We start from the raw sequence: 23,991 nt of genomic DNA, 5'->3' as shown, positions 1-23,991 counted from the left end.
ATACTTGACAAGATATAAAAAAGCCCTTATAATTAACGTAATCGATGAATAGATGCGCTTAGCATCACACCAAAAGGGCTTCACTTTGTGAGGCCCTTTTGCGTTGTAGAAAGAGGAATTGATGAAACCTTTTGCAGATGAAACAAAACAAATAGATATCTTAAAATCTAGAAATCTACTTTTTCTAGATGAAGACAAAGCAAAAAGAGTATTGATGAACTACGGTTACTACGAAGTAGTAAATGGATACAAAATGTTCTTGTTAGAAGACAGTAGTACGAGAGAACAGTATAAGCCAGGTGCTACTTTTGAACACTTGACTGCTCTATATGAACTCGATAAAAGTATTCGAAATGGTGTTATTCAAGCTTCACTAGAGATAGAATTATCACTCAGAACTGCCATAGCTTATACACTTGCTGAGGACTTCGGTGTAGAACAACGTCAGTATTTATATTATAAAAATTTTCGACAAGGAGATACTATTTGGAGCGACAGCCAGCCAACTAATGAACGAGCTATACTGCTTAACAAATTATTTCATCTTGAAAACAGAAATATAGAGCCTTTAAATCATTATAGAACTAACCACGGCCATATTCCGCCTTGGATTTTATTAAAGGAAAGCACCTTCGGAAACCTAAAATATATCTTCAAACTCCTGAAAGGCCCTCAAAAGGATAAAGTTATTTCAATTTGCTACGGCATTGATATTTCAGATGTAACAGACAATTTGAGATCCCTTTTTAAAGATACTCTTTATGTTGTAAATAGTTTCAGAAATAGAGCTGCTCATAGCGGAAGAATATTTAATTTTAAGTCAACTATCTATAAGATACGCTATAACAACACCTTTCATAATAAAGTAGAGATAACACCTGCTCAGTATCGTATAGGTTTGGGGCAAAGCGACCTTTATACATTATCAAAAATATTAGATTATTTTGACAATAAAAAGGCTAAAATAAATCTAGATGTTTATATCTCATATTCTATAAAAAAACATTGTGAAAATTATAAAGAGGATTTAGAGTTATTAGCAAATGAAATGAACTATCCTTTAGATGAATTAAAGCAAGAACTAAAGGAATAACAAGACATATCAATGTGTTTCAAACTTTTTTTAGAAACACTTGTAAAAATTTCTAAAAAGTGATACTATTTTTTTATCGTAAAAGAAACCCTATGGGTTACACTGCTCTATACCTGTATCTCTATATAGGTCAGGGTTACAACAAGAAAATAAGTGTATCAGCTTTTTAGTTGGTACACTTTTTTCTATCTTTTCAAACCCCATATAAGCCCCATATTCACCTCGTTTTCTATTCTGGTACATTTTACCGTCCGTCCTCTTAAAATCGAAAATAGAGGAGTTCTCGTAGCTCCTCGCATGGTATAAACTCAAAACCTTTTCTAATTGCTTGCCTGCTGATGGAAAAGGAGTTAAAACCATGAAAATTACACAACACACGAAAAAAGACGGATCAGCAGTCTACCGCTCCAGTATCTATCTTGGTATCGATTCTGTAACTGGTAAGAAGGTCAAGACTACCATATCAGCACGAACAAAGAAAGAACTCAGAAACAAGGCCACCCAGGTTAAGGTAGAATTTGAGAAAAACGGCTCGACACGGAAACAACGCTCACATATAACAACCTATAGCGAACTTGTGGACTTATTTTGGCAAACCTACCAGCATACCATAAAAACTAACACGCAGATAAAGATAAAAGGCTGCTTAAATAATTACCTCTTGCCCTCATTTGGTACTTACAAACTAGATAAACTTACTCCTGTTATTATCCAAACTCAGGTAAATAAATGGGCGGATGAGTACAATCAGGACGGAACGGGGTATAAAGAATACAATCATCTTCATGCCTTAAATAAACGTATACTACAGTATGGGGTTTCTATTCAGGCATTAGACAATAACCCTGCTCGTGATGTTGTCATTCCTAGAAAAATAACTAGAGATAAACAAGAAATTAAGTACTTTCAAGATCAGGAACTTAAAAACTTCCTCTCCTATCTCGATAACCTAGAAAATACCTTTATCAATTTCTATGATACTGTGCTTTATAAAACGCTCCTAGCTACTGGACTGCGCATCCGTGAATGTCTTGCCCTGGAATGGTCTGATATTGATCTGCAGAACGGAACAATCGATATTAACAAAACACTCAACATTTTAAACCAGGTAAACACTCCTAAGACAAAATCAAGCTATAGAGTTTTAGATATCGATCATAAAACAGTACTCATGCTTCGTCTCTACCGAGCAAGACAAGCAGAAAACGGTAGAAACATTGGCTTAACCTATGAGAAAGTATTCTCTGATAGCTTTGACAACTATGTCAATACTCGAAAGGTTGATTACCGCCTACATAAGCACTTAAAAAACGCCAACTGTACTGATTTAGGCTTTCATGCTTTCCGACACACTCACGCTAGTATCTTGCTTAATGCTGGCCTGCCATACAAGGAAATACAGACACGGCTTGGCCATGCAAAAATATCTGTAACTATGGATACGTACAGCCATTTATCAAAAGAAAACCAAAAAAGAGCAGTCTCATTCTTTGAAACTGCCCTCGAAAAAATAAAAAGTTCTTAAAAAAGTCCACAAAATAAAAAAAGCGATACATAAAATCCTTATGTATCAACGATTATAGAATGATTTCGGTATAATTGACTATTATACCGAAATTTTCTCATTTTTAAAAGAAAAAGGGCGCTGGTAAAGGATAATCTTCACCAACTCCCTATTTTTCTACTTATCTAAGCCTAATTCTGCCAAGATTTGACGTTTATAGGCAATCTTTTGGACTTCCTTGTCCTCATCTCCAGACCAATCTAGTTTAATTTCTGAAACAATCTGCCCAGGGCGGTTTTTCAGAATATAGATGCGGTCGCTGAGATTAAGGGCCTCTTCGATACTATGCGTGATGATCAGGGTCGTTAGTTGCAACTGCCTGTGAATCTCAAGGTACCAAGCATGGAGTTCCATCTTGGTCATCTCATCCAAGGCGCTAAAGGCCTCATCCAAGAGAAAGAGCTTGTGACCGAAAAGGTAGGTCCTGAGCAAGGCCACACGCTGACGCATCCCTCCACTGAGTTCGTGAGGATATTTGTCCCGTACAGCTGTCAACTGGAAGGTCGCAAGGATTTCATCCGCTCGGGCAATAGCTTCCGCCTTATCCACTTTTTGAATCAAGAGGGGCAGAATAATATTGCCTAGCACAGTCTTGTGCTCCAAGAGTAGATCCTTTTGCAACATATAACTCACGCGCCCCTTAGGATTTTCTTCACCATCCAGAACAATTCGCCCTGACTGGACTTCTAAAATCCCAGCGATTAGATTAAAGAGAGTGGTTTTTCCAACACCACTTGGGCCCAGAATAGAAACTACTTCACCTGAAGTGACTTTCAGATTGATGTCCTCTAAAATCCTCTCCTGACCATAGGCATAACTGACGTGTTCTAGTCTTATTTCTGTCATTATTTCACAAATTCGTTGGTGAAGCCTTTGTCTGTCAAATCTTCTTTGAGGATACCATTTTCTTTATCCCATTTGTAGAAGGCATTCCAGCGAGCTGCATCAAATTGACCCCATTTTTCCTTGTCGCTTGCGTATTCTTTTGACAAGTATTTTTGAGATTCAATGACAAAGTCACGTTTTTCCTGAAGTTCAGGTGCATTCTTAATGAGGATATCTGCTGCTTCCTCTGGATGCTCCATAGCATATTGGTAACCTTTTTTGATAGCTTGGATGACTTTACGAGCTTCTTCTTTATTGTCTTTCAGATAGTCGTTGTTTGCGATAATAACTGGTGAGTAGTAGTCAAACTCCTTGACGTAGTCTTTCAAGTACATAAAGTTAGCTTCTACGCCTTGAGATTTAGCAAGGATACCATCCCAACCGTAGTAAATCCAAGCAGTGTCAAAGACGCCATTGGCAATCGGTGTGATAGAGTTTGAGTCGTTATTTGGTACTTTTTCAACCTTCTCAAAGTCCCCACCTTGTGATTCTACCAAGGTTTTCAACATTGCAAGCTCAGTTGGGTCATTCCAAGTTCCGTATTTCTTACCAACCAAGTCCTTCGGACTGCTTACATTGTCAGATTTACGAGAAATAATTCCTGATGTATTGTGCTCAACGATAGCTGCAACGGCAGTAATTCCTGCACCTTTTTCTAACTTCTTAGCCATGTAGTCTTGGAAATACACTGCAAATGGTGCCTTACCATTAATGACTAAGTCAGAAGAACTTTCTTCTGGTGGCAATTTCAAATCAACATCCACTCCAGCTTCTTTGAAATAACCTTTTTCCTTGGCAACATAAAGCCCAGTGTGGTTAGTATTTGGAGTCCAGTCTAGGATAAAGTCAATCTTCTTGAGTTCTGCTTCTTTATTGTCCTTGGAAGCAGTTCCTTGACCACAGGCCACAAGCACAACAGCTACAAGAGCTGTTACAAGCGTTAAAAACACTTTCCATGTTTTTTTCATTTTGATTTCCTCTTTTCTTTTTTGAAACATTCTACTTCTACGAACGTTTCCATTTAATAACATATTTTTCACTAATATCGACAAATTTCATACCCAAAAGGCTGATAATCGATACCAGAATAATAATAGCAAACATGGTATCATACTGAAACAGTTTCTTGGACTGAATCATGTAGACACCTAATCCCTCAAAGCCTCCCAACCACTCAGATACCACTGTTGTGATAAAGGCGTAGGAGACACTGACCCTCAAACCTGCATAAAAGTAAGGCAGGCTAACTGGGATTTTAAAATGCCACAGAATTTGCCAAGATTTAGCCCGCATTAGACTAAATAAGGTCAGCATATCCTTGTCACAATGCCTAAAACCGTCTAAAATACTGACAATGATAGGAAAGGTTGTCGTCAAGATAATCAAGACAATCTTGGGCAAAATCCCATAACCGAGCCACAAGACCAGAATAGGAGCTATTGCAATGGTCGGAATAGTCTGAACGACCACCATCATAGGGTAAATCAGGTCATTGAGCCAAGTCAAACTGTCCATAAGCACAGCCATGAGACAGGCAATCAAGACTCCCAAAACCAGCCCCAGTAAAGCCACTCTCAAGGTCGCCCAGCTATGGTGCCAGAGAAATTCTCTGTCACGAACAAAGGCCTGGAGAATTTCAAGAGGTGTCGGCAGGATAAACTTGGGGAGCAGTTTAAGAAAACCTGCTAACTGCCAGATTGACAAGACTCCGAGAAAGCCCAATAGACTAATGTGTCGTCTCAGTATACTTTTCAAGTTTCTCATCAATACTTAAAATCTCTCCTACATTTATTTTTACATTGGCAAAGACATTATCTGCCTCATTCCCTGCCACTTCCAGCGCTTCTTTGAGAATGCGCATAAGCTCATCAAACTCCCCTTCCAAGACCGTTTCAAATGGTGTCACTACCATGGTCACTTCTTGAGCTTGCAGATAAGCAATAACCTGATCGATAACAGCTATCCGATCAATCCCCTGTGATAGGGGTAAAACTTGCAAGGCAATGCTTGCTTTCATAACAACCTCCTCTTCTCGTTTTCCTTTGACAAAAAGAAAAACCTTTACCATATATGGAAAAGGTGTAGAATAGACTAAGTATCGTTCCCTACGCTGGCATTACCCAGATCAGGTGCGGTCGAAGCTTAACACTTCCTCTCAGACTGTACACAGACTCCCATATATTATATGGACATATGATAGCGCAAAACAAAAAAAAAGTCAAGGAAACTGCTTACAGAAAAGAGCAGGAAAAATTTCCTACTCCCATTTTCTATACTCGTTCTCCATTACTATTTACTCTGTAACCATCCACCGTCGTATTAACAGCTAAGGCGCCTGATGAGTAAGAATAATACCACTTACCAGAAACTTGATACCAGCCTGTTTTCATTGCCCCTGAACTATCTAGATAATACCACACTCCATTTTCCTTTAACCATCCTGTCTGCATTTCACCAGATGATTTCAAATAATACCAGCTAGAACCGTCTTTCAGCCAACCCGTTGATTTAGAGCCATTTGATTTGAAATGATACCAACTACCATTTATTTTCTTCCAACCAACAGTTGAACTGTTATTGGATCCATAGTTAGAGCTATTTCCTGATTGATTCTGATAATTCTGTGACGAAGCCACTCCCTCTAGCTGAATATAGCGACGACTTCCGTTATAAGCCGTATAACTCAACCACTTGTATCCATCTTTTTCGAGAATTTGATCATAATGAACATTCTCCCCAGGATAATAGTAATCAATCGCAGTTGCGCTAGCTAGAGGCTGATTTTTGATAGCAGCCTTAGCCTTAAAATAATGTGTTCCCCCTGTTGAAGTTGAGGATTGACTATTTCCAACACTGCCACCAGCCAAATCTTTAAAATGAATAAAACCAGTCATAGTATTGGCCTTCACGACGCGCTTGTTATAAGATTCTCTTATTCCATAGTTGTATTCTTCAATTTCAATCTCATCTCCTATTACATTTGATACCCAGGCAACATGACCATAAGTTCCTGCAGTAGACCAAGCAATAGAACCAATTGCTGGTCTATTATCTACGCGATAGCCTTCACGACGAGCACGATAGCCCCATTCATTCGCATTTCCATAAGCAGCCGGAATCTCAAAACCATTGACATTACTCAAACGAAAGGCTGCAAAAGAAGTACACTGACGAGAATACATCCGCCACTTGTCAATCTCCTGACTCCCATTTTTATAATGAGCAGGATAATCATCCCCACGCGCAATCGATCCATTCCCTCCAGAATAGGCATAGACACTATCACCCGCTGCTAGCATCAATCCTACTACTAAAAAAGGAACAACCTTTTTAACTGATTTTCTAAAAGAAAACCCTGTCTCTGTTACTGTAAATGGTGAAATTTTCATTCTTCCTCCTTGAAAATAATATAGTACTCAATGAAAATTAAAGATCAAACTAGGAAGCTAGACGCAGGCTATACTTGAGTATGGCAAGGCGAAGCTGACGTGGTTTGAATTTGATTTTCGAAGAGTATAAATCGAAGATTGCCTTCACTTAAATTATTCGGAGAAAAAAGAAAAAGTGAGAAAATTTCTCACTTTAATCAAGATAATGAATCAAATTCTTTTCTGTAAGAATGTCTGAGTAAGTAAAGGACTCAACATAAACATTAGCTTGTTTATCTCCTTCAACGTTCCCAAATTCCACGATAAATAGGGATGGATAAACTTCAATTAGCTTACCCAATCTATTTTTTTGGCGCTTACGCCCATTTTCCAAGGTCATTTCGATTACATGACCCTCATGCGCCTTGATTTCCTCTTTAATTTTTTTCATCTTAGCTACATCTGTAAATGCATCTGTCATCTTATTTCCTCCCTTTTTGATATACTTGAAAATTTATTGTATTCTTTTTGGAAAATTAATTCCACCGTTCCACGAGCTCCACTACGGTTTTTCTCGATAATAACTTCTACCTTATTATTTGGTATGCCTTCCTCTTCTTCACCACCACGCTCATAGTAGTCGTCGCGATAAAGAAAGGCTACGATATCAGCGTCCTGCTCAATAGACCCAGATTCACGAATATCAGACAAGACTGGCCTCTTGTCCTGACGTTGTTCTACACCACGAGAAAGCTGACTTAGAGCGATTACTGGAACTTTCAGTTCCTTAGCTAAAATTTTCAACTGACGTGAAATTTCTGAAACCTCTTGTTGACGATTTTCTCGACCAGTTCCCGTGATAAGCTGCAAGTAGTCTATCAAAATCAAACCTAGATTACCCGTTTCTTGAGCCAGTTTGCGTGAACGCGAACGAATTTCCGTGATTCGAATCCCTGGTGTATCATCGATATAGATACTTGCATTCGCTAGATTCCCTTGGGCAATGGTATATTTTTGCCATTCCTCATCGGTCAGTTGACCCGTACGGATAGAATGAGACTCTACCAACCCTTCTGCCGCAAGCATACGGTCCACTAGACTTTCCGCACCCATTTCGAGCGAAAAGATAGCAACCGTTTTATCCAACTTGGTCCCAATATTCTGAGCAATATTCAAGGCAAAGGCTGTCTTACCAACTGCCGGACGAGCTGCTAGAATAATCAACTCCTCCTCGTGCAGACCAGTTGTCATATGATCCAAATCACGATAACCTGTCGCAATCCCTGTAATATCGGTCGTTTGTTGCGAGCGAGCTTCCAGATTTCCAAAGTTGACGTTCAACACATCTCGAATATTCTTAAACCCGCTTCGATTGGCATTTTCACTGACATCAATCAGCCCTTTTTCGGCCTGAGCAATAATTTCATCAACTGGTTGTGAAGCCTCGTAAGCTTGATTGACAGACTCTGTCAACTTGGCGATTAATCGCCGTAGCATGGCTTTTTCAGCAACAATCTTAGCATAATACTCCGCATTAGCAGAAGTTGGCACAGAATTGACAATCTCAACCAGGTAAGACAAGCCACCAATATTCTGTAAGTCACCTTGATTATCAAGAATAGTACGAACCGTTGTTGCATCTATAGCATCGCCACGATCCGATAAATCAACCATGGCTTGGAAAATCAAACGATGGGCATACTTAAAAAAGTCTCGAGACTCAATGTATTCTCGCACAAAAACAAGCTTACTCTCATCAATAAAGATAGCTCCTAAAACAGATTGCTCAGCTAAGATATCTTGAGGTTGTACTCGTAACTCTTCTACTTCTGCCATCAGACTTCCCTTCCTTTTACAATCTTGTCAAGAAGGTGTAAATTTATCCTTCTTTCACACGAAGATTGATTACACTTGTGATATCTTGATAGATTTTCACTGGTACATCAATCAAACCAACTGCTCGAATCGGAGCTTGTACTTGGATATGACGTTTATCAATCTTAATTCCAAATTGCTTTTGCAATTCTTCTGCGATTTTCTTATTGGTAATAGAACCAAAAGTACGGCCATCTGGACCAACTTTTTCAACAAATTCTACAACAGTTTCTTCTGCTTCAAGTTGGGCTTTAATTGCTTTTGCTTCTGCAATCATCTCAGCGTGAGCTTTTTCTTCAGATTTTTGTTTACCACGTAGTTCACCTACCGCTTGAGCAGTCGCTTCTTTGGCTAGATTCTTTTTGATAAGAAAGTTTTGCGCATACCCTGTTGGTACTTCCTTAATTTCGCCTTTTTTACCTTTCCCTTTAACATCTGCTAAAAAGATTACTTTCATTCTTCTTTCTCCTTTTCCTTTATTTCATTTAATACAATTTCTGTCAGTTTTTCACCTGCTTCTGACAAGGTTAAATCTTTAATTTGAGCTGCAGCTAAATTAAAGTGGCCTCCACCGCCTAACTCTTCCATAATCCGTTGTACATTCAGTTTACTACGACTCCGAGCTGAGATAGAGATAAATCCTTGTGTATTCTTCGCAAGAACAAAACTCGCTTCAATACCTGACATAGCTAACATGGCATCTGCTGCCTTACTAATAACAACTGTATCATAACATTTCGATTCCTGAGCCTCTGCTATCAATACATCTGAACCTAATTTACGCCCTTGTAAAATCAGTTCATTGACCTCACGATATTCTTCAAAATCTGTCGCAGCAATTTCCTGGATAGCAATACTATCGCTTCCGCGCGTTCTGAGATAGCTAGCAACATCAAATGTCCGACTGGTAACTCGTGAGGTGAAATTTTTAGTATCCAACATCATACCAGCCATCAAGACGCTTGCTTGCATACGACTCAAACGATTTTTCTTAGAATTTTGGAACTGTAGCAATTCCGTTACCAACTCACTAGCACTACTTGCACCACTTTCGATATAAGTGATAACTGCATTATCTGGAAAATCCTGATCCCGTCTGTGGTGGTCAATAACGATGGTCTGTGTAAACAAATCATAAAAATCTTTTGATAAAGTTAAAGCTGTCTTTGAATGGTCTACAAGAATCAACAAAGAACGGTTGGTCACCATCCCCATTGCATCCTTAACAGACAACAACTTCGTAACTCCTTCTTTTTCTAAGAATGAAACAGCTCGTTCAATATCCGGCGACATTTGTTCCTCATCATAAAGAGCATAGCTATTTTCAGTCACATTGCCGGCAAATAACTGCATACCTACAGCAGAACCCAAAGCATCCATATCTAGATTTTTGTGGCCAACTACAAAAACCTGATCTACACTCCGAATCTTATCTGAAATAGCCGTCATCATAGCACGCGTACGAGTCCGTGTACGTTTGATTGAGGCAGCAGATCCACCACCAAAATAAACTGGATTTTTCGTTTCCTCATTCTCCTTGACAACCACCTGGTCGCCACCACGCACTTCAGCCAAGTTCAAGTTGAGCAATGCAACTTTCCCTATTTCATCATGATTTCCATCACCATAAGAAAACCCCATACTTAAGGTCAAAGGCAGCTGTCTCTGTTTCGACTCTTCTCTGAAAGCGTCGATAACAGAAAATTTATCACTCATCAATTCCTCAAGTACCGTATAGTCCGTAAATAGATAAAAACGGTCCATACTCACTCGACGGGAGAACATGGCATGCTTCCCAGCAAATTCTGAAACAAAATTGGCTACAAAACTATTGATATGACTGATATCAGACTCTGATGTTTCATCTTCTAAATCATCGTAGTTGTCAACAGAAACTACACCAATCACAGGTCGACTCGTTACTAACTCAACAGTCGCTTCGTATTCTCCAGACACATCAAAGAAGTAAAGAACTCCTGATACCTTATCCATATGAACCGAATAACGGGTCTCACCCAAGGTGGCATAAGAACCTGGATTTCCTACCGATGCCTTGATAATTGTTTGAATTAATGCCACATCAATTTCGCCCACTTCATTAGTCAAGATCAATTCAGCATAAGGATTAAACCATTCAATTTCACCTGACGACAAGTCTAACTTAATAACTCCAACAGGCATCTGTTCTAACAAGGTTGTCAAACTTTCTTCAGCTTGGTGATTTACATACTGGATTTGTTCTACTTCACTCCTTGAGTAGTAGTCTCTCTGATGGATGAACAATAAAATATATGAACCCAAAATAAGTAGCAAAAGAAATAGCGTTACCAGTGTATTCGTTACAAAAACAAGTTGCACAGATAGCACTCCGAACGCCACTATTCCTAATATTAAGGGGAAAATAGGACTTACATAAAATTTTTTCATTCCAAACCTCTTGGCACCCATTATACCATAATAACCACCAAAAAGCGACTTTTTAAAAGTGTAATCAACAATTCTATCCATTGTAAGAAAAAGGAGGTTTACAACTCAGTAAACCCACCTTTACATATATTAAAATTAAGATTCTTTAACTTCTAACAGACCAATTTCGCCATCTTCACGACGATAAATCACATTAGTTGTTTGATCTTCAACATCCACATAAATAAAGAAATCATGTCCCAATAAATCCATCTGTAGAATAGCTTCTTCCAAATCCATTGGTTTTAAATCAATTTGTTTTGAACGAACAACTCTAGACTGGACAACATTTGGATCTTCCACCAAAGCATCTGTAAATAATTGACTAGTTGCTACCTTGTTTTTATTTTTACGCTCGATTTTTGTTTTATTTTTACGAATCTGACGTTCAATTTTATCGGTTACAAGGTCAATTGAACCATACATATCTTGAGACACATCTTCTGCACGAAGAGTAATAGAGCCAAGCGGAATCGTCACTTCCACTTTAGCAGTTTTTTCACGATACACCTTCAAGTTAACTCGAGCATCCAACTCTTGCTCAGCTTGAAAATACTTTTCGATCTTTTCGAGTTTAGAAACTACATAATCACGAATTGCTTCTGTTACTTCTAGGTTTTCACCACGGATACTATATTTAATCATATGAGTACCTTCTTTCTAAACATTTTTGTTTTTCTGATTTCATTATAACGCTTTCATTTTGTTTTTGCAAATTTTTTCCTCATCTTACAAGGGAAAATGTTTTTACATCCTCTGCACCTGCCTCTTCCAGCAGTTTCTTCACACGATTTATAGTTGTTCCCGTAGTGTAAATATCATCTATAAGTAGTATTTTTTTAGGAATAGTAACTCCACTTTTAATAAAGAAAGGAAGTTCTGTTGCCAAGCGTTCTGAACGACTTTTAGAAGAACTAGCACTCTCTTCTCTTTTATCTAATAAATCCAGATACTTGAAACCTGCTGCTTCAACTAAACCTTCAACCTGATTAAATCCTCTGTCAGCATATCTCTCCTTACTTAATGGAATGACTACAAATTGATACTCTTTGTACTTTTTCAACTCCTCACTTAAAAATGAAGAAAAAACTTTTCTTAAAAGGAAGTCCCCATCAAACTTATATCGACTGAAAAAATCTTTCATAGCTTGATTGTAAGTGAAAATCGCTCTATGGTAGACCTTAACTCCTTCTTTACACCAAAATTGACAATCTTGACACTTTGTTGACAGTCCTATTTTCATACAGTTTGGACAGTGCTCTTCTCCAATTCTCTCAAAAGTAGAATCACAGTCTGAACAAAGACAAGAGTCATCATTCCTCAAAAGCAAGAGACTACTAAAAGTTAAAACAGTCTTCATAGTCTGCCCACATAACAAACACTTCATAAGCCTGCCTCCTTGTTCATCTGCTGAATTTCCTTAATTGCCTTCTTGATTGAAGCATTTAACCCGTCATGAAAGAAAATCAAATCTCCTGTCGGTCTATCCATGCTTCGTCCAACTCGTCCACCAATCTGAATCAAACTAGACTTGGTAAACAGACGATGGTTGGCCTCTACTACAAAAACATCCACACAAGGGAAGGTAACTCCTCGTTCCAAGATTGTCGTACTGATAAGTATTGTCAGTTCTCCATCTCGAAAAGCTTGCACTTGCTCTAATCGATTTTCTGTTACAGAAGACACAAATCCGATTTTCTCATTTGGAAATTGCTCCTGTAAGATTTCTTTTAGCTGCTCCCCTTTCTTAATTTCTGATGCAAAAATGAGTAACGGATAAGCTGTCTTTCTCTGTTTCTCAATATAAGACTTTAACTTTGGTGACAAACGATTCTTATCCAAATAGCGATTAAAATCCGATAACCAAACTGGTTTAGGAATAATCAAAGGATTCCCATGAAATCGTCTAGGCAAGCTCAATCGTTTTAATTCTCCTATGCGAACCTTCTTATCTAACTCATCTGTCGAAGTCGCCGTTAAAAAGATTCTCAACCCATTCTCCTTTACACTATTCTTGACAGCATGGTAAAGCGTAGGATTGTCAACATAAGGAAAGGCATCTACTTCATCCACTATCAGCAAATCAAAAGCTTGATAAAATTTCAATAACTGATGAGTTGTCGCAACAACTAATGGTGTTCGGAAGTACGGTTCTGATTCTCCGTGTAGCAGGGATATCTTACAAGCAAAATCATCTTGCAGGCGCTTGTATAGCTCCAAACAAACATCTATGCGAGGACTGGCTAAACATACTGCACCTCCCGCATTGATCACCTTAGCTACAACTTGATAAATCATTTCTGTCTTTCCTGCTCCTGTTACCGCATGAACCAAGGTTGGTTCTTGCTTATCTACTGCTTGAATCAGTCCCTCTGACACCTTCTCTTGAAAAGGAGTTAATTGACCACGCCATTTAAGAACATCTTGCTTCGGAAAATCCTCCTGCGGAAAATAGTATAAAGCTTGATCACTCCTAACTCTCTTCATCAGCAAGCACTCTCGACAATAGTAAGCACCGATGGGCAAATACCATTCCTTTAGAATAATACTATTACAACGTTGACAGACAAGTTTCCCCTTCTCCTTTCTCATTGCTGGAAGTTTCTCCGCCAACTGACGTTCCTCTTCTGTTAATTCATTCTCCGTAAACAAACGACCGAGATAATTTGGATTTACTTTCATACTTCTTTATTCGTAAAAATCTAGCACTTTAGATGATTTTTTAGTACAATTAAATCATGGAATTTAGAACAATTAAAGAGGACGGACAAGTCCAAGAAGAAATCAAAAAATCCCGCTTTATCTGTCATGCCAAGCGTGTTTATAGCGAAGAAGAGGCTCGTGACTTCATTACTGCCATCAAAAAAGAACACTACAAAGCTACGCATAACTGCTCTGCTTTTATTATTGGAGAACGTAGTGAGATTAAACGTACAAGTGATGATGGTGAGCCCAGTGGTACTGCTGGCGTTCCCATGCTTGGGGTACTAGAAAATCACAATCTCACTAATGTCTGTGTAGTCGTGACACGCTACTTTGGTGGCATTAAGCTAGGCGCTGGAGGACTGATTCGTGCATACGCAGGCAGTGTGGCCTTAGCTGTCAAAGAAATTGGCATCATTGAAATAAAGGAACAGGCTGGCATTGCTATTCAAATGTCTTACGCTCAGTATCAAGAGTACAGTAATTTCCTTAAAGAACATAATCTCATGGAGCTGGATACAAACTTTACAGATCAAGTCGATACGGTGATTTATGTTGATAAGGAAGAAAAAGAAACTATTAAAGCTGCACTTGTGGAGTTTTTTAATGGAAAAGTTACTTTAACTGATCAAGGTTTACGAGAAGTTGAAGTTCCTGTAAACTTAGTGTAAATAATAGATAATACAGTGTTTGACTGACATTTTTACCGCTACTTTAATTAGTAACATAAAAAGTGCTTGCCAAGACCTACTAGAAAATGAAGCAATTCAAAAAGAGAACGGATAGCGTTATCCTTTACACCTATTTACTAGAATTAGCTTATCACAATCACTTAAAAATTAATAGCTTAGACCTATGATATAAAAAAATCCTATCGCTCCGATAGGATTTCTATATTTTACAAATGGTATAGATAGCGTTATACTAGAGATATCTTATACAAAGAGGTATTCATATGTCTATTTATAACAACATTACTGAATTAATCGGTCAAACTCCGATTGTTAAACTAAACAACATCGTGCCAGAAGGTGCCGCGGATGTCTATGTAAAGCTTGAAGCATTTAACCCTGGTTCATCTGTAAAAGACCGTATTGCTCTTAGCATGATTGAAAAAGCTGAACAAGACGGTATTCTAAAACCGGGTGCTACTATTGTTGAAGCAACAAGTGGAAACACTGGTATTGGACTTTCATGGGTAGGTGCTGCTAAAGGGTATAAAGTTGTCATCGTTATGCCTGAAACTATGAGTGTGGAACGACGTAAGATTATCCAAGCCTATGGTGCTGAACTCGTCCTCACTCCTGGTAGCGAAGGAATGAAAGGTGCTATCGCAAAAGCCCAAGAAATCGCTGCTGAACGCGATGGTTTCCTTCCTCTTCAATTTGACAATCCAGCTAATCCAGAAGTACACGAAAGAACAACAGGAGCTGAAATACTAGCTGCTTTCGGTAAAGATGGATTAGACGCCTTTGTTGCTGGAGTTGGTACTGGTGGAACAATTTCTGGTGTTTCTCATGCACTCAAAACAGCAAATTCTAACATTCAAGTTTATGCAGTAGAAGCTGATGAATCTGCTATTCTATCTGGTGAAAAACCTGGACCACACAAAATTCAAGGTATCTCAGCTGGATTTATTCCTGATACACTGGATACAAAGGCTTATGATGGTATCGTTCGTGTAACGTCAGACGATGCTCTAGCACTCGGCCGTGAAATTGGTGGAAAGGAAGGTTTCCTTGTAGGGATTTCTTCAGCTGCAGCTATCTACGGAGCCATCGAGGTTGCCAAAAAATTAGGTACAGGTAAGAAAGTCCTTGCTCTAGCACCAGATAACGGCGAACGTTATTTGTCTACAGCACTCTATGAATTTGAAGTGTAGTCTCCTAAATACATTTAGCCCTTATTATAGGGCTTTTTATTTATACCTTGAAAAATCGACTGCATAGAAAAGGCTTTGGGCAGATAAAGGCTTGTTTGGGTTACAAAAGATGTAATCTGATACTCAATCAAAATCAAAGAGCAAACTAGGAAGCGAGCTGCAGACTGTACTTGAGTACAGCAAGGCGAAGCTGACGTGGTTTGAATTTGATTTTCGAAGAGTATGAGATGTAAGCGTCAAGTGAGAATTGACATAGGATTGGTACTTATAGCCAACAACCTCCTAAAATACAATAAGAGAACGACTCAAAATTAAAAAGCTGGAGTTCCGCAATTGGAAATCTCTAGCTTTTTTATGGCTGAGAACTATTTTGTCCCAGACTCTTCTATGATTAGTTATTCAAGGCTGCTGCCATTGTAGCTGCAACTTCAGCTTCGAAGTCGTTTGCAGCTTTCTCGATACCTTCACCAACTTCAAAGCGAGCAAATTCAACTACTGAAGCGTTAACTGATTCAAGGTATGCTTCAACTGTCTTGCTGTCATCCATGATGTAGACTTGTGCAAGAAGTGTGTAAGCTTGGTCAACTTTAGTGTTGTCAAGCATGAAGCGGTCCATTTTACCTGGGATGATTTTGTCCCAGATTTTTTCTGGTTTGCCTTCTGCAGCCAACTCAGCTTTGATGTCAGCTTCAGCTTGAGCAATCACTTCATCAGTCAATTGAGCTTTTGATCCATACTTCAAGTGTGGAAGTGCTGGTTTACCAACCATTGCACGGCTTTCGTTGTCTTGGTCGATAACGTGGTTCAATTGTGCCAACTCATCTTTAACGAATTGCTCATCCAATTCTTTGTAAGAAAGAACTGTTGGTTTCATCGCTGCGATGTGCATTGACAATTGTTTAGCAAGAGCTTCGTCTCCACCTTCAACAACTGAAATAACACCGATACGTCCACCGTTGTGTTGGTAAGCTCCAAAGTGTTGTGCATCTGTTTTTTCAATCAAAGCAAAGCGACGGAATGAGATTTTTTCTCCGATAGTTGCTGTTGCAGATACGTATGCAGCTTCAAGAGTTTCACCTGAAGGCATTGTCAAAGCAAGGGCTTCCTCATTGTTAGCAGGCTTTCCTTCAGCAATAACTTTAGCTGTAGTATTTACCAATTCAACGAATTGAGCGTTTTTCGCAACGAAGTCAGTTTCCGCATTTACTTCAATAACTGCTGCAACATTACCGTTAACATAAACACCAGTCAAACCTTCTGCAGCAACACGGTCAGCTTTCTTAGCTGCCTTAGCCATACCTTTTTCACGAAGCAATTCAATCGCTTTTTCGATGTCACCGTCTGTTTCTACAAGCGCTTTTTTAGCGTCCATAACACCGGCACCAGATTTTTCACGCAACTCTTTTACAAGTTTAGCTGTAATTTCTGCCATTTTGATTCTCCTATATTTTTTAAAAATAGGAGAGCCGGGCTAAGCCCCGCCCTCCTAGGTAATACTATTTATATAAATTAAGCGTTGTCGCCTTCTACAACTTCAACGATTTCTTCGATTGAATCTGCTTGAGCTTCTGAAGCTACAAACTCTGCTTCAACTGCTGCTGCATCTTCACCTTGACGTCCTTCGATGATAGCGTCAGCCAATTTAGCTGTAATCAATTTAACAGCGCGGATAGCGTCATCGTTAGCTGGGATGATTACATCGATATCATCTGGATCAGTATTTGTGTCAACCATCGCTACAACTGGAATTCCCAATTTTTTAGCTTCTTTAACAGCGATTTGCTCTTTATGTGGGTCAACTACGTACATCACATCTGGGATACGAGGCATATCTTCGATACCACCCAAGAATTTTTCAAGACGTGCACGTTGTTTGTTAAGAAGTGCAACTTCTTTCTTAGGAAGAACTTCGAAAGTTCCATCTTCTTCCATACGTTTGATTTCTTTCAAACGAGCGATACGTTTTTGGATTGTTCCCCAGTTTGTAAGAGTTCCACCCAACCAACGGTGGTTGATGAAGTATTGACCTGAACGTACTGCTTCTTCAGCAACTGCATCAGCTGCTTGTTTCTTAGTACCAACGAACAATACAACTGCATCGTTAGCTGCTGCATCACGCATGAAATCGTAAGCTTGGTCAGCGTATTTTACAGTTTGTTGCAAGTCGATAACGTGAATTCCGTTACGCTCAGTGAAGATGTACTTAGCCATCTTAGGGTTCCAGCGACGAGTTTGGTGACCAAAGTGTACACCAGCCTCAAGAAGTTGTTTCATTGAAATTACTGCCATGAGTATTTCTCCTTTTTGTTTTTTTCCTCTTCTTGACTTCAACTCGCAAAACGACCCAGGGGCAACTGTTTCACAATTCATCAAGAATGAGTATTATCGTTCACACGACAAGTTTCATTTTACCATACTTTTTCAATATTTTCAAGCTATTTTAATAGATTTTTAAAGTAAGTTCACTATATAAATCATCATAAAAGAGACTCGAATAGAGCCTCTTCGTTTCATTTATTAGTTTGGATAAATATATGTTACAAAACCTTCTGAAGTTGTAGTAGGATTGAACCATCCACGTTTATTTCCGATTGTACGGTTTCCACCATAGTTTGATTCAGAAACTTGGATACTTGTTGATGATGAAACCGCTGTAACCACGGCTACGTGTCCATAGCCACCATCATTCCAACATGCAATCGCACCAACTTGAGGTGTAGATCCTGTACGGAATCCTGCTGCAGCTGCACTTGTGGCCCACTGTGCTCCATTACCCCAGTAGTCTCCAGCCCAAGGTGCCAATGTCTTAGCTCCCCATGTACACTCACCAGTTGGATAACTTGACGCATTTGTGCTATATGTTGGATGATGTTTCACTAGTGCAGGAGTATAGCTTGAATATGATTCAGAGACTGCTTGAACTTCTGCTGTAAAAGTTGTATTCCCAGAAGCAACAACTGTTTGTTCTTGACTTGCTTGTTTAGCTTTATAAGCAGCTTCTGCTTCCGCTGCAGCTTTAGCTTCTGCTTCCGCTGCAGCTTTTTTCTCAAGTAAACTTGCTTTTTCATCCTCTGCTGTAGCCTTTTCAGCAGCAAGATTCAATTCTGCAGCTTTCAATTCTGCTTGTTTTGTAGTTAATGTTTGAGCATCATCAGCTAATTTTTGTTGATTTGCAATAACTGTATTAATTGCATCATTATTTGCTACTTGTTTTTCAGAAATAGCTTTTTTATCTGCTTTTTGTTGTTCCAACATCTTATTGTTTGCAGATACGATTTCGCTCATTGCAGCAACACGTGAAATAGCTTCTGTAATCGATTTTGAGTTTACAATTGTATTTATGTAACTTGTTGCAGCTCCATTTGTTTGAGCACTACGAGCTTGTTTTTGCAACGAATCATTACGAGATACAATATTCTTAGAAAGTTCTGTAATTTCACCCTCAAGCTTTTTAGATTCTGCTTGTAGTCTATCATTTTCAGATTGCAAGTTTGATTGCTCTGTTTGAATAGAAGATACTTGCTCCTGAATTTGATTAACTTGTTTTTGAGCTTCTTGTTGTTGTGCTGTTAAATTACTAATTTTATTATCTTGAGCAGCAATTTTGTCATCAGTAGTTTCTGCATGCGCAGTTGTTAAAACAGCAACTTGAGAAACCATTACTGTACTTAGTAAAAGTGACGCTAAGATTTTTTTCTTCATATTCCGTAGATACTCCTTCTATTTAAGACAATACTAGTATACCAAAAAAAGACATAATAAATATTACGCCTTTATTACATTTGTATTTCTTTCTCATAGATAAAATTTTTCAAAAATAAACTGAAAAACAATCATCCATATAAGATTTAAAATCATTGATGGTACTAAACTGTAGACTATGAACAAAGACATACTATCCACAGTTAAACCTACCACTATTGCAAGTATATATGCCCCCATCTCAAATAGAAAAGTCATGACAATAATTGCCAACATTCTCGTCCAACGATTCAATAAAATAACACTATTAAATTTATGGAGAAATACCCCCAACAAGACGAACAACAGAGTCGCAATTCCAATCAAGTGGAAAAAGTAAATATCATAAACTAAACCAACTACAAAACAATAAGCTAAATAGAGATATTCTGATACTTCAATCGTCTCAAATAAGAGAAATAAGAACAGAAAATGACTAGTCAACTGTACATGGGGGAAAAATGAGCCCAGAAGCTGGCTAATATGGGCGTCAATTAGAACAAAGAAAGGAAGCAATAAAAACACTCCAACCCGCTTCAACTGTCTCATTATGAATTCCCCACTAATTCTATCACATCTACATTATGAGTATCTGCACTCAATTTAACAGTCACTTCTCGTGTCAAATAGTCCGTACTATGCGTTGTGGCAACCACTTTACCAACAGGAATATCAGCAACATTAAAGTTTCCTAATCCACCCGTTGTCACCTTATCGCCTGCACTAATATCGCTATTACTATTTAATTGGCTAATTTTAAGAACCTCATTTTCCTTGTCATAGCCAACAATAATCCCATAAATTGTAGCAGAACCATGTTGAATTTTAACAGAAATCTTATCAGCATTTTCCGTATTTGTCAGAAGGTTGACCATAGTAGAGTTGTCCTCCACTTTTGAAACACTCCCAATCAAACCACCATTTGCAATGGCTAACATATTTTCAGAAACCCCTTTTGATTTGCCTGCATACAGGGTCAATTCCTGCTTCCAAGATACTGGAGAACGCATAATAACATCTGCTGCTAAAGTCTTTGTAGCTTGCAATTTAGACTTCATATCAAGCAATTGGCGCAGTTGTTCATTTTCTGTCTTTAAACTTTCCGCCTCATTTGATTTAACTTCTAATTGGTAAATCTGTTTCTTCAAACTTTCATTTTCATTATATGTTCGTGTCAAATGAGCCAAATCTGATTTGACAGAATCAAACCACTGAAAAGGTTTTTGTACAACCCTATCAACCAATGAGATTCCATCTCCTAATTTTGTCACAATTGTGCTCGAATAAGTCGTCGCTAAGAGAGCTGACACAAGCAGAACGGTGACAAAAATAATAATGACATATTTTGATTTTTTAAAACGGTTCATATCCCTACCTTTATATCAAAAACTGTTACAGTAATTTTTTATCAATTCCTGAAAGCTACTAAGATTTTAAGAAAAATAAGCAACAACCAAGTACGAGAACAACAAGAAGGGTCAGCGTATCCTTTCGAGTCCATTCCAATTGTCGGTATTGACTTCTGCCTTTTCCCCCCTGATAACCACGCGCTTCCATAGCGATAGCCAAAGAATCTGCACGTTTCAAACTTGTCGCAAAAAGAGGAATCAAAATAGGAATCATCGCCTTTACTTTTTGAACAATACTTCCTTCACCAAAATCCACTCCACGCGCTTTCTGTGCATTCATAATCCGCGTCGTATCATCCATTAAGGTCGGAACAAAACGCAAACTCATAGATAGCATTAAACCAATTTCATGAACTGGAACTTTCACACGCTTTAAAGGCGCTAACAAAGCTTCGACAGCTGATGCCAAACTTAAGGGCATGGTCGTTAAGGTTAACAAAGTTGAAAAGAAAATAATCAATACAAAGCGACAAAAAATAATTCCAGCTTGTTGCAAAGCATAATCTGTGATTCTCACAAACGAAAACTCAAATAAAACATTCCCATTAGAAATGAAAAACAGTTGAAAAATGGTTGTGAAGGCAATCAAGAAAAACATAGACTTCAAGCCCTGAATAAAAAATGAAAGAGATACTCCTGACAAGGCAATAAATATCCCTGTCGCTATGAAAAGAATTAGATTCGTCAAGGGATTATTAGCCCAAAACACAATCAAAATCAGTAGCATCATAGCAAGCAATTTGCTACGTGGATCCAACCGGTGAACAATCGAATCTCCTGGGATATAACGTCCCAAAATCATACTATCCATTTAGCGACTCCTTGAACTCCTCTATCTTAATCGGTAATCGTTTAAATGACACGCCTCTATCAGCCAATCGTTTACAAAAGGCCGTAATTTTAGGTACTCCCAACTGCACTTCTTCCATAAAGACAACATCTTGAAAGATATCACTTGGCTTACCACCCTTAACTAGACGTCCCTTTTCCATCACATAGACTTGATTCGCATATTCAGCAACATCATCCATCAAATGCGTTACCAAGACGATGGTCATCCCTGACTGGTGGAGTTTTCTGAACAAGTTCATCAACTCTTTTCTACCCAAAGGATCCAGGCCTGCTGTGGGTTCATCTAAGACTAATACAGCTGGCTCCATGGCAAGTATGCCTGCAATGGCCACACGTCTCATTTGTCCCCCTGACAGCTCAAATGGGCTACGATTTAAAAGTGATTCATCAATTCCAACCAGAGCCAGTTTCTCACGAGCAATCTGCTCCGCATCTTCTTCAGAAACTCCAAAATTTTGCGGTCCAAAAGCAACGTCTTTCAAAACCGTTTCTTCAAAAATCTGATTTTCAGCAAACTGAAATACCAAGCCAACTTGTTTTCTAATTTGACGAATATCTTTATTTTTAGAAGTCGAGGTGATTAAAGTATCAAAAACTCGCACACTCCCTTGACTTGGTACCAATAAACCATTTAAGAGTTGTAAAATAGTTGATTTACCACTACCTGTGTGCCCAATTAAAGCCGTATAAGAACCATCTTCAATCGTCAAAGAAACATCCGACAAAGCTGTTGAAGCTAAGGGAGTCCCTTCTTGGTACGTAAAACTCACATTTTCTAGAGCAATTCCCATAGCTTATCCTCTAGCTCACTTTCTGTCAAATAATTTTCAGGTAAATTATAGCCATTCTGGCTCAAAGAATGTTTTAATTGATTAGCAAAAGGATCGTCTAATCCAATTTGATCTAAATCATTTCGAGAGAAAAGTTCTCTTGGGCTACTGGTTGATTCAATTTCCCCTCTTTTCATGACCAATACGCGATCACTCATGGCAACTTCTTCCAAATCATGTGTAATGGAAATGACCGTCATATCATAGTCTTTTCGAATTCCTCTTACTGTCTCAATAAGTTCTCTACGACCCTCAGGATCTAACATACTCGTTGCTTCATCTAAGATTAAAATAGCTGGTCTTAGGGCTACAACACCTGCAATAGCAACACGTTGCTTTTGGCCACCTGATAGACGCGCTGGCTCTCTCTTTTTAAAGTCCAACATGCCAACTAAATCCAGAGCTTCTTCCACTCTCTTTTTCATTTCTTGACGAGAAAGACCCTGATTTTCCAAACCAAAGGCAACATCATCTTCAACAGTCGCTCCAACAAATTGATTGTCTGGATTTTGAAAAACCATACCAATTTGACGACGTATATTCCAAATATTTTCCTCAGTCAAACGTTGGCCATCTATTACAATCTCTCCAGATTCCGCTTCCAATAAGCCATCAATTAACCGGACAGTCGTTGATTTACCACTACCATTATGCCCTACAATCGAAAGCCATTCTCCACGTTTTACGTGAAACGTAATATCCTTCACATCGTAGTATTTCTGATTTTCTTTATAACGAAAAGAAAGATTTTTTACATCAATTATTGATTTCATTTCGAACCAAATGTCCCTTTAAATACATAGGCACTACCCTTGAAATAATCATAGCCAGAGTAGATAGTGAAAAACAAAGCTACATAAAGTAGAACTTGACCAAGCAAAGTCCAATGTAATAGCAAGAAAATAATGGCAAACATCTGACTGAAAGTTTTAATTTTTCCAGGCATTGCTGCTGCTAAAACTTTCCCACCAGTTTCAACCAATAAAAGCCTTAAACCTGTCACAGCCAACTCACGACAGATGATTACTGCAACAATCCAAGCTGGAGCCATCCCTAGCTCAATCAACATAATAAAAGCCGACATAACTAGTAGCTTATCCGCCATTGGATCTGCAAATTTACCAAAATTACTAACCACATTCCATTTACGAGCTAAATATCCATCTAAATAGTCTGTAATACTGGCAATAGCAAAGATAATAGCTGCCACTATATGACTCTCTATCGAATTTCCTATCGTTAAAATAGAGATAAAAATAGGTATAAAGAGAATTCGACCTATTGTTAAGAGATTTGGAATTTGTTCTTTTTTCATTCGTTTTT

25 protein-coding genes, 1 pseudogene and 1 riboswitch are annotated in these 23,991 nt (G+C 38.5%); of the genes and pseudogenes, 5 read left to right on the top strand and 21 right to left on the bottom strand.

From position 1 onward, the window contains the following. The first annotated feature begins 121 nt into the window (after nucleotides 1-121). Both CJ239_RS10115 and CJ239_RS10105 read left to right on the top strand, forming a co-directional pair. Nucleotides 122-1,093, top strand: coding sequence for an Abi family protein (locus CJ239_RS10115; RefSeq protein WP_102211465.1), 972 nt, complete (start codon nucleotides 122-124; stop codon nucleotides 1,091-1,093). Nucleotides 1,094-1,451: 358 nt separating this feature from the next. Then, nucleotides 1,452-2,618 (top strand): site-specific integrase, encoded by a 1,167-nt coding sequence (locus tag CJ239_RS10105; RefSeq protein WP_102211463.1) that lies wholly within the window; start codon nucleotides 1,452-1,454, stop codon nucleotides 2,616-2,618. A 156-nt stretch (nucleotides 2,619-2,774) separates the two neighbouring features. Here CJ239_RS10105 and CJ239_RS10100 read toward each other — a convergent pair whose 3' ends face one another. From CJ239_RS10100 to CJ239_RS10045, 12 genes are all read right to left on the bottom strand, one after another. Further along, complete coding sequence (locus CJ239_RS10100) at nucleotides 2,775-3,503, bottom strand: ABC transporter ATP-binding protein (protein WP_033684539.1); 729 nt, start codon at nucleotides 3,501-3,503, stop codon at nucleotides 2,775-2,777. Beyond that, nucleotides 3,503-4,510 (bottom strand): ABC transporter substrate-binding protein, encoded by a 1,008-nt coding sequence (locus CJ239_RS10095; protein ID WP_102211479.1) that lies wholly within the window; start codon nucleotides 4,508-4,510, stop codon nucleotides 3,503-3,505. Before CJ239_RS10095 ends, CJ239_RS10100 begins: the two co-directional genes overlap by 1 nt. A gap of 37 nt (nucleotides 4,511-4,547) precedes the next feature. Beyond that, on the bottom strand, nucleotides 4,548-5,306 hold the full coding sequence (locus CJ239_RS10090; RefSeq protein WP_180958269.1) for an ABC transporter permease: 759 nt from the start codon (nucleotides 5,304-5,306) through the stop codon (nucleotides 4,548-4,550). Then, on the bottom strand, nucleotides 5,269-5,559 hold the full coding sequence (locus CJ239_RS10085; protein ID WP_102211461.1) for a thiamine-binding protein: 291 nt from the start codon (nucleotides 5,557-5,559) through the stop codon (nucleotides 5,269-5,271). The genes CJ239_RS10090 and CJ239_RS10085 overlap by 38 nt, the downstream gene beginning before the upstream one ends. Nucleotides 5,560-5,627: 68 nt before the next feature. Further along, nucleotides 5,628-5,730, bottom strand: a riboswitch (TPP riboswitch). A gap of 82 nt (nucleotides 5,731-5,812) precedes the next feature. Then, nucleotides 5,813-6,931, bottom strand: a complete 1,119-nt coding sequence (gene cbpD / locus CJ239_RS10080; protein WP_102211460.1) for a choline binding-anchored murein hydrolase CbpD — start codon at nucleotides 6,929-6,931, stop codon at nucleotides 5,813-5,815. Nucleotides 6,932-7,124: 193 nt separating this feature from the next. After that, the gene (locus CJ239_RS10075; RefSeq protein ID WP_000128619.1) at nucleotides 7,125-7,391 is read right to left on the bottom strand and encodes a Veg family protein; all 267 of its coding nucleotides are present in this window, start codon (nucleotides 7,389-7,391) and stop codon (nucleotides 7,125-7,127) included. Further along, on the bottom strand, nucleotides 7,388-8,746 hold the full coding sequence (gene dnaB, locus CJ239_RS10070; RefSeq protein WP_102211459.1) for a replicative DNA helicase: 1,359 nt from the start codon (nucleotides 8,744-8,746) through the stop codon (nucleotides 7,388-7,390). Before dnaB ends, CJ239_RS10075 begins: the two co-directional genes overlap by 4 nt. A gap of 43 nt (nucleotides 8,747-8,789) precedes the next feature. After that, a complete protein-coding gene (rplI, locus tag CJ239_RS10065; protein ID WP_000864214.1) occupies nucleotides 8,790-9,242 on the bottom strand; it encodes a 50S ribosomal protein L9 in 453 nt (150 codons plus the stop codon). Then, the gene (locus CJ239_RS10060) at nucleotides 9,239-11,212 is read right to left on the bottom strand and encodes a DHH family phosphoesterase (RefSeq protein WP_102211458.1); all 1,974 of its coding nucleotides are present in this window, start codon (nucleotides 11,210-11,212) and stop codon (nucleotides 9,239-9,241) included. The genes rplI and CJ239_RS10060 overlap by 4 nt, the downstream gene beginning before the upstream one ends. Nucleotides 11,213-11,347: 135 nt before the next feature. Beyond that, nucleotides 11,348-11,896 carry a ribosome hibernation-promoting factor, HPF/YfiA family gene (gene hpf, locus CJ239_RS10055; RefSeq protein WP_000599100.1) on the bottom strand — a complete coding sequence of 183 codons (549 nt, stop codon included), beginning with the start codon at nucleotides 11,894-11,896 and terminating at the stop codon, nucleotides 11,348-11,350. Between the two features lie 79 nt (nucleotides 11,897-11,975). After that, on the bottom strand, nucleotides 11,976-12,638 hold the full coding sequence (locus CJ239_RS10050) for a ComF family protein (protein ID WP_102211457.1): 663 nt from the start codon (nucleotides 12,636-12,638) through the stop codon (nucleotides 11,976-11,978). Further along, nucleotides 12,635-13,933 (bottom strand): DEAD/DEAH box helicase, encoded by a 1,299-nt coding sequence (locus CJ239_RS10045; protein WP_102211456.1) that lies wholly within the window; start codon nucleotides 13,931-13,933, stop codon nucleotides 12,635-12,637. The genes CJ239_RS10050 and CJ239_RS10045 overlap by 4 nt, the downstream gene beginning before the upstream one ends. 56 nt (nucleotides 13,934-13,989) lie before the next feature. Here CJ239_RS10045 and CJ239_RS10040 point away from each other — a divergent pair, with 56 nt between their 5' ends. The 3 genes and pseudogenes from CJ239_RS10040 to cysK all read left to right on the top strand — a co-directional run bounded on the left by CJ239_RS10040 (nucleotide 13,990) and on the right by cysK (nucleotide 15,836). Next, nucleotides 13,990-14,625 (top strand): YigZ family protein, encoded by a 636-nt coding sequence (locus CJ239_RS10040; RefSeq protein WP_102211455.1) that lies wholly within the window; start codon nucleotides 13,990-13,992, stop codon nucleotides 14,623-14,625. A gap of 92 nt (nucleotides 14,626-14,717) precedes the next feature. After that, a pseudogene (locus CJ239_RS12295) lies at nucleotides 14,718-14,813 on the top strand (PH domain-containing protein); the annotation flags it as partial. Between the two features lie 96 nt (nucleotides 14,814-14,909). Beyond that, nucleotides 14,910-15,836 (top strand): cysteine synthase A, encoded by a 927-nt coding sequence (gene cysK, locus CJ239_RS10035; protein ID WP_045612477.1) that lies wholly within the window; start codon nucleotides 14,910-14,912, stop codon nucleotides 15,834-15,836. A 391-nt stretch (nucleotides 15,837-16,227) separates the two neighbouring features. Here cysK and tsf read toward each other — a convergent pair whose 3' ends face one another. The 9 genes from tsf to pgsA form a co-directional block, all read right to left on the bottom strand. Next, the gene (tsf, locus tag CJ239_RS10030) at nucleotides 16,228-17,268 is read right to left on the bottom strand and encodes a translation elongation factor Ts (RefSeq protein ID WP_102211454.1); all 1,041 of its coding nucleotides are present in this window, start codon (nucleotides 17,266-17,268) and stop codon (nucleotides 16,228-16,230) included. A gap of 77 nt (nucleotides 17,269-17,345) precedes the next feature. Continuing rightward, complete coding sequence (gene rpsB, locus CJ239_RS10025; protein ID WP_060806019.1) at nucleotides 17,346-18,125, bottom strand: 30S ribosomal protein S2; 780 nt, start codon at nucleotides 18,123-18,125, stop codon at nucleotides 17,346-17,348. Nucleotides 18,126-18,353: 228 nt separating this feature from the next. Beyond that, a complete protein-coding gene (gene pcsB / locus CJ239_RS10020; RefSeq protein WP_102211453.1) occupies nucleotides 18,354-19,538 on the bottom strand; it encodes a peptidoglycan hydrolase PcsB in 1,185 nt (394 codons plus the stop codon). A gap of 93 nt (nucleotides 19,539-19,631) precedes the next feature. Beyond that, nucleotides 19,632-20,126 (bottom strand): rod shape-determining protein MreD, encoded by a 495-nt coding sequence (gene mreD / locus CJ239_RS10015; protein WP_102211452.1) that lies wholly within the window; start codon nucleotides 20,124-20,126, stop codon nucleotides 19,632-19,634. Then, complete coding sequence (gene mreC, locus CJ239_RS10010) at nucleotides 20,126-20,944, bottom strand: rod shape-determining protein MreC (protein WP_102211451.1); 819 nt, start codon at nucleotides 20,942-20,944, stop codon at nucleotides 20,126-20,128. The genes mreD and mreC overlap by 1 nt, the downstream gene beginning before the upstream one ends. 58 nt (nucleotides 20,945-21,002) lie before the next feature. Beyond that, nucleotides 21,003-21,797 (bottom strand): energy-coupling factor transporter transmembrane protein EcfT, encoded by a 795-nt coding sequence (locus CJ239_RS10005; RefSeq protein WP_102211450.1) that lies wholly within the window; start codon nucleotides 21,795-21,797, stop codon nucleotides 21,003-21,005. Further along, a complete protein-coding gene (locus CJ239_RS10000; RefSeq protein ID WP_102211449.1) occupies nucleotides 21,790-22,629 on the bottom strand; it encodes an energy-coupling factor transporter ATPase in 840 nt (279 codons plus the stop codon). Before CJ239_RS10000 ends, CJ239_RS10005 begins: the two co-directional genes overlap by 8 nt. Further along, complete coding sequence (locus CJ239_RS09995; protein WP_102211448.1) at nucleotides 22,614-23,441, bottom strand: energy-coupling factor ABC transporter ATP-binding protein; 828 nt, start codon at nucleotides 23,439-23,441, stop codon at nucleotides 22,614-22,616. The genes CJ239_RS10000 and CJ239_RS09995 overlap by 16 nt, the downstream gene beginning before the upstream one ends. Next, a complete protein-coding gene (gene pgsA, locus CJ239_RS09990) occupies nucleotides 23,438-23,983 on the bottom strand; it encodes a CDP-diacylglycerol--glycerol-3-phosphate 3-phosphatidyltransferase (RefSeq protein WP_042901866.1) in 546 nt (181 codons plus the stop codon). Before pgsA ends, CJ239_RS09995 begins: the two co-directional genes overlap by 4 nt. Between the last annotated feature and the right edge of the window lie 8 nt (nucleotides 23,984-23,991).

The organism is Streptococcus sp. UMB0029 (assembly GCF_002871495.1).
Taxonomy (GTDB): Bacteria; Bacillota; Bacilli; order Lactobacillales; family Streptococcaceae; genus Streptococcus.
The sequence above is the reverse complement of the archived record's forward strand: the minus strand, read 5'-3'. Positions and strand labels throughout refer to the sequence as shown.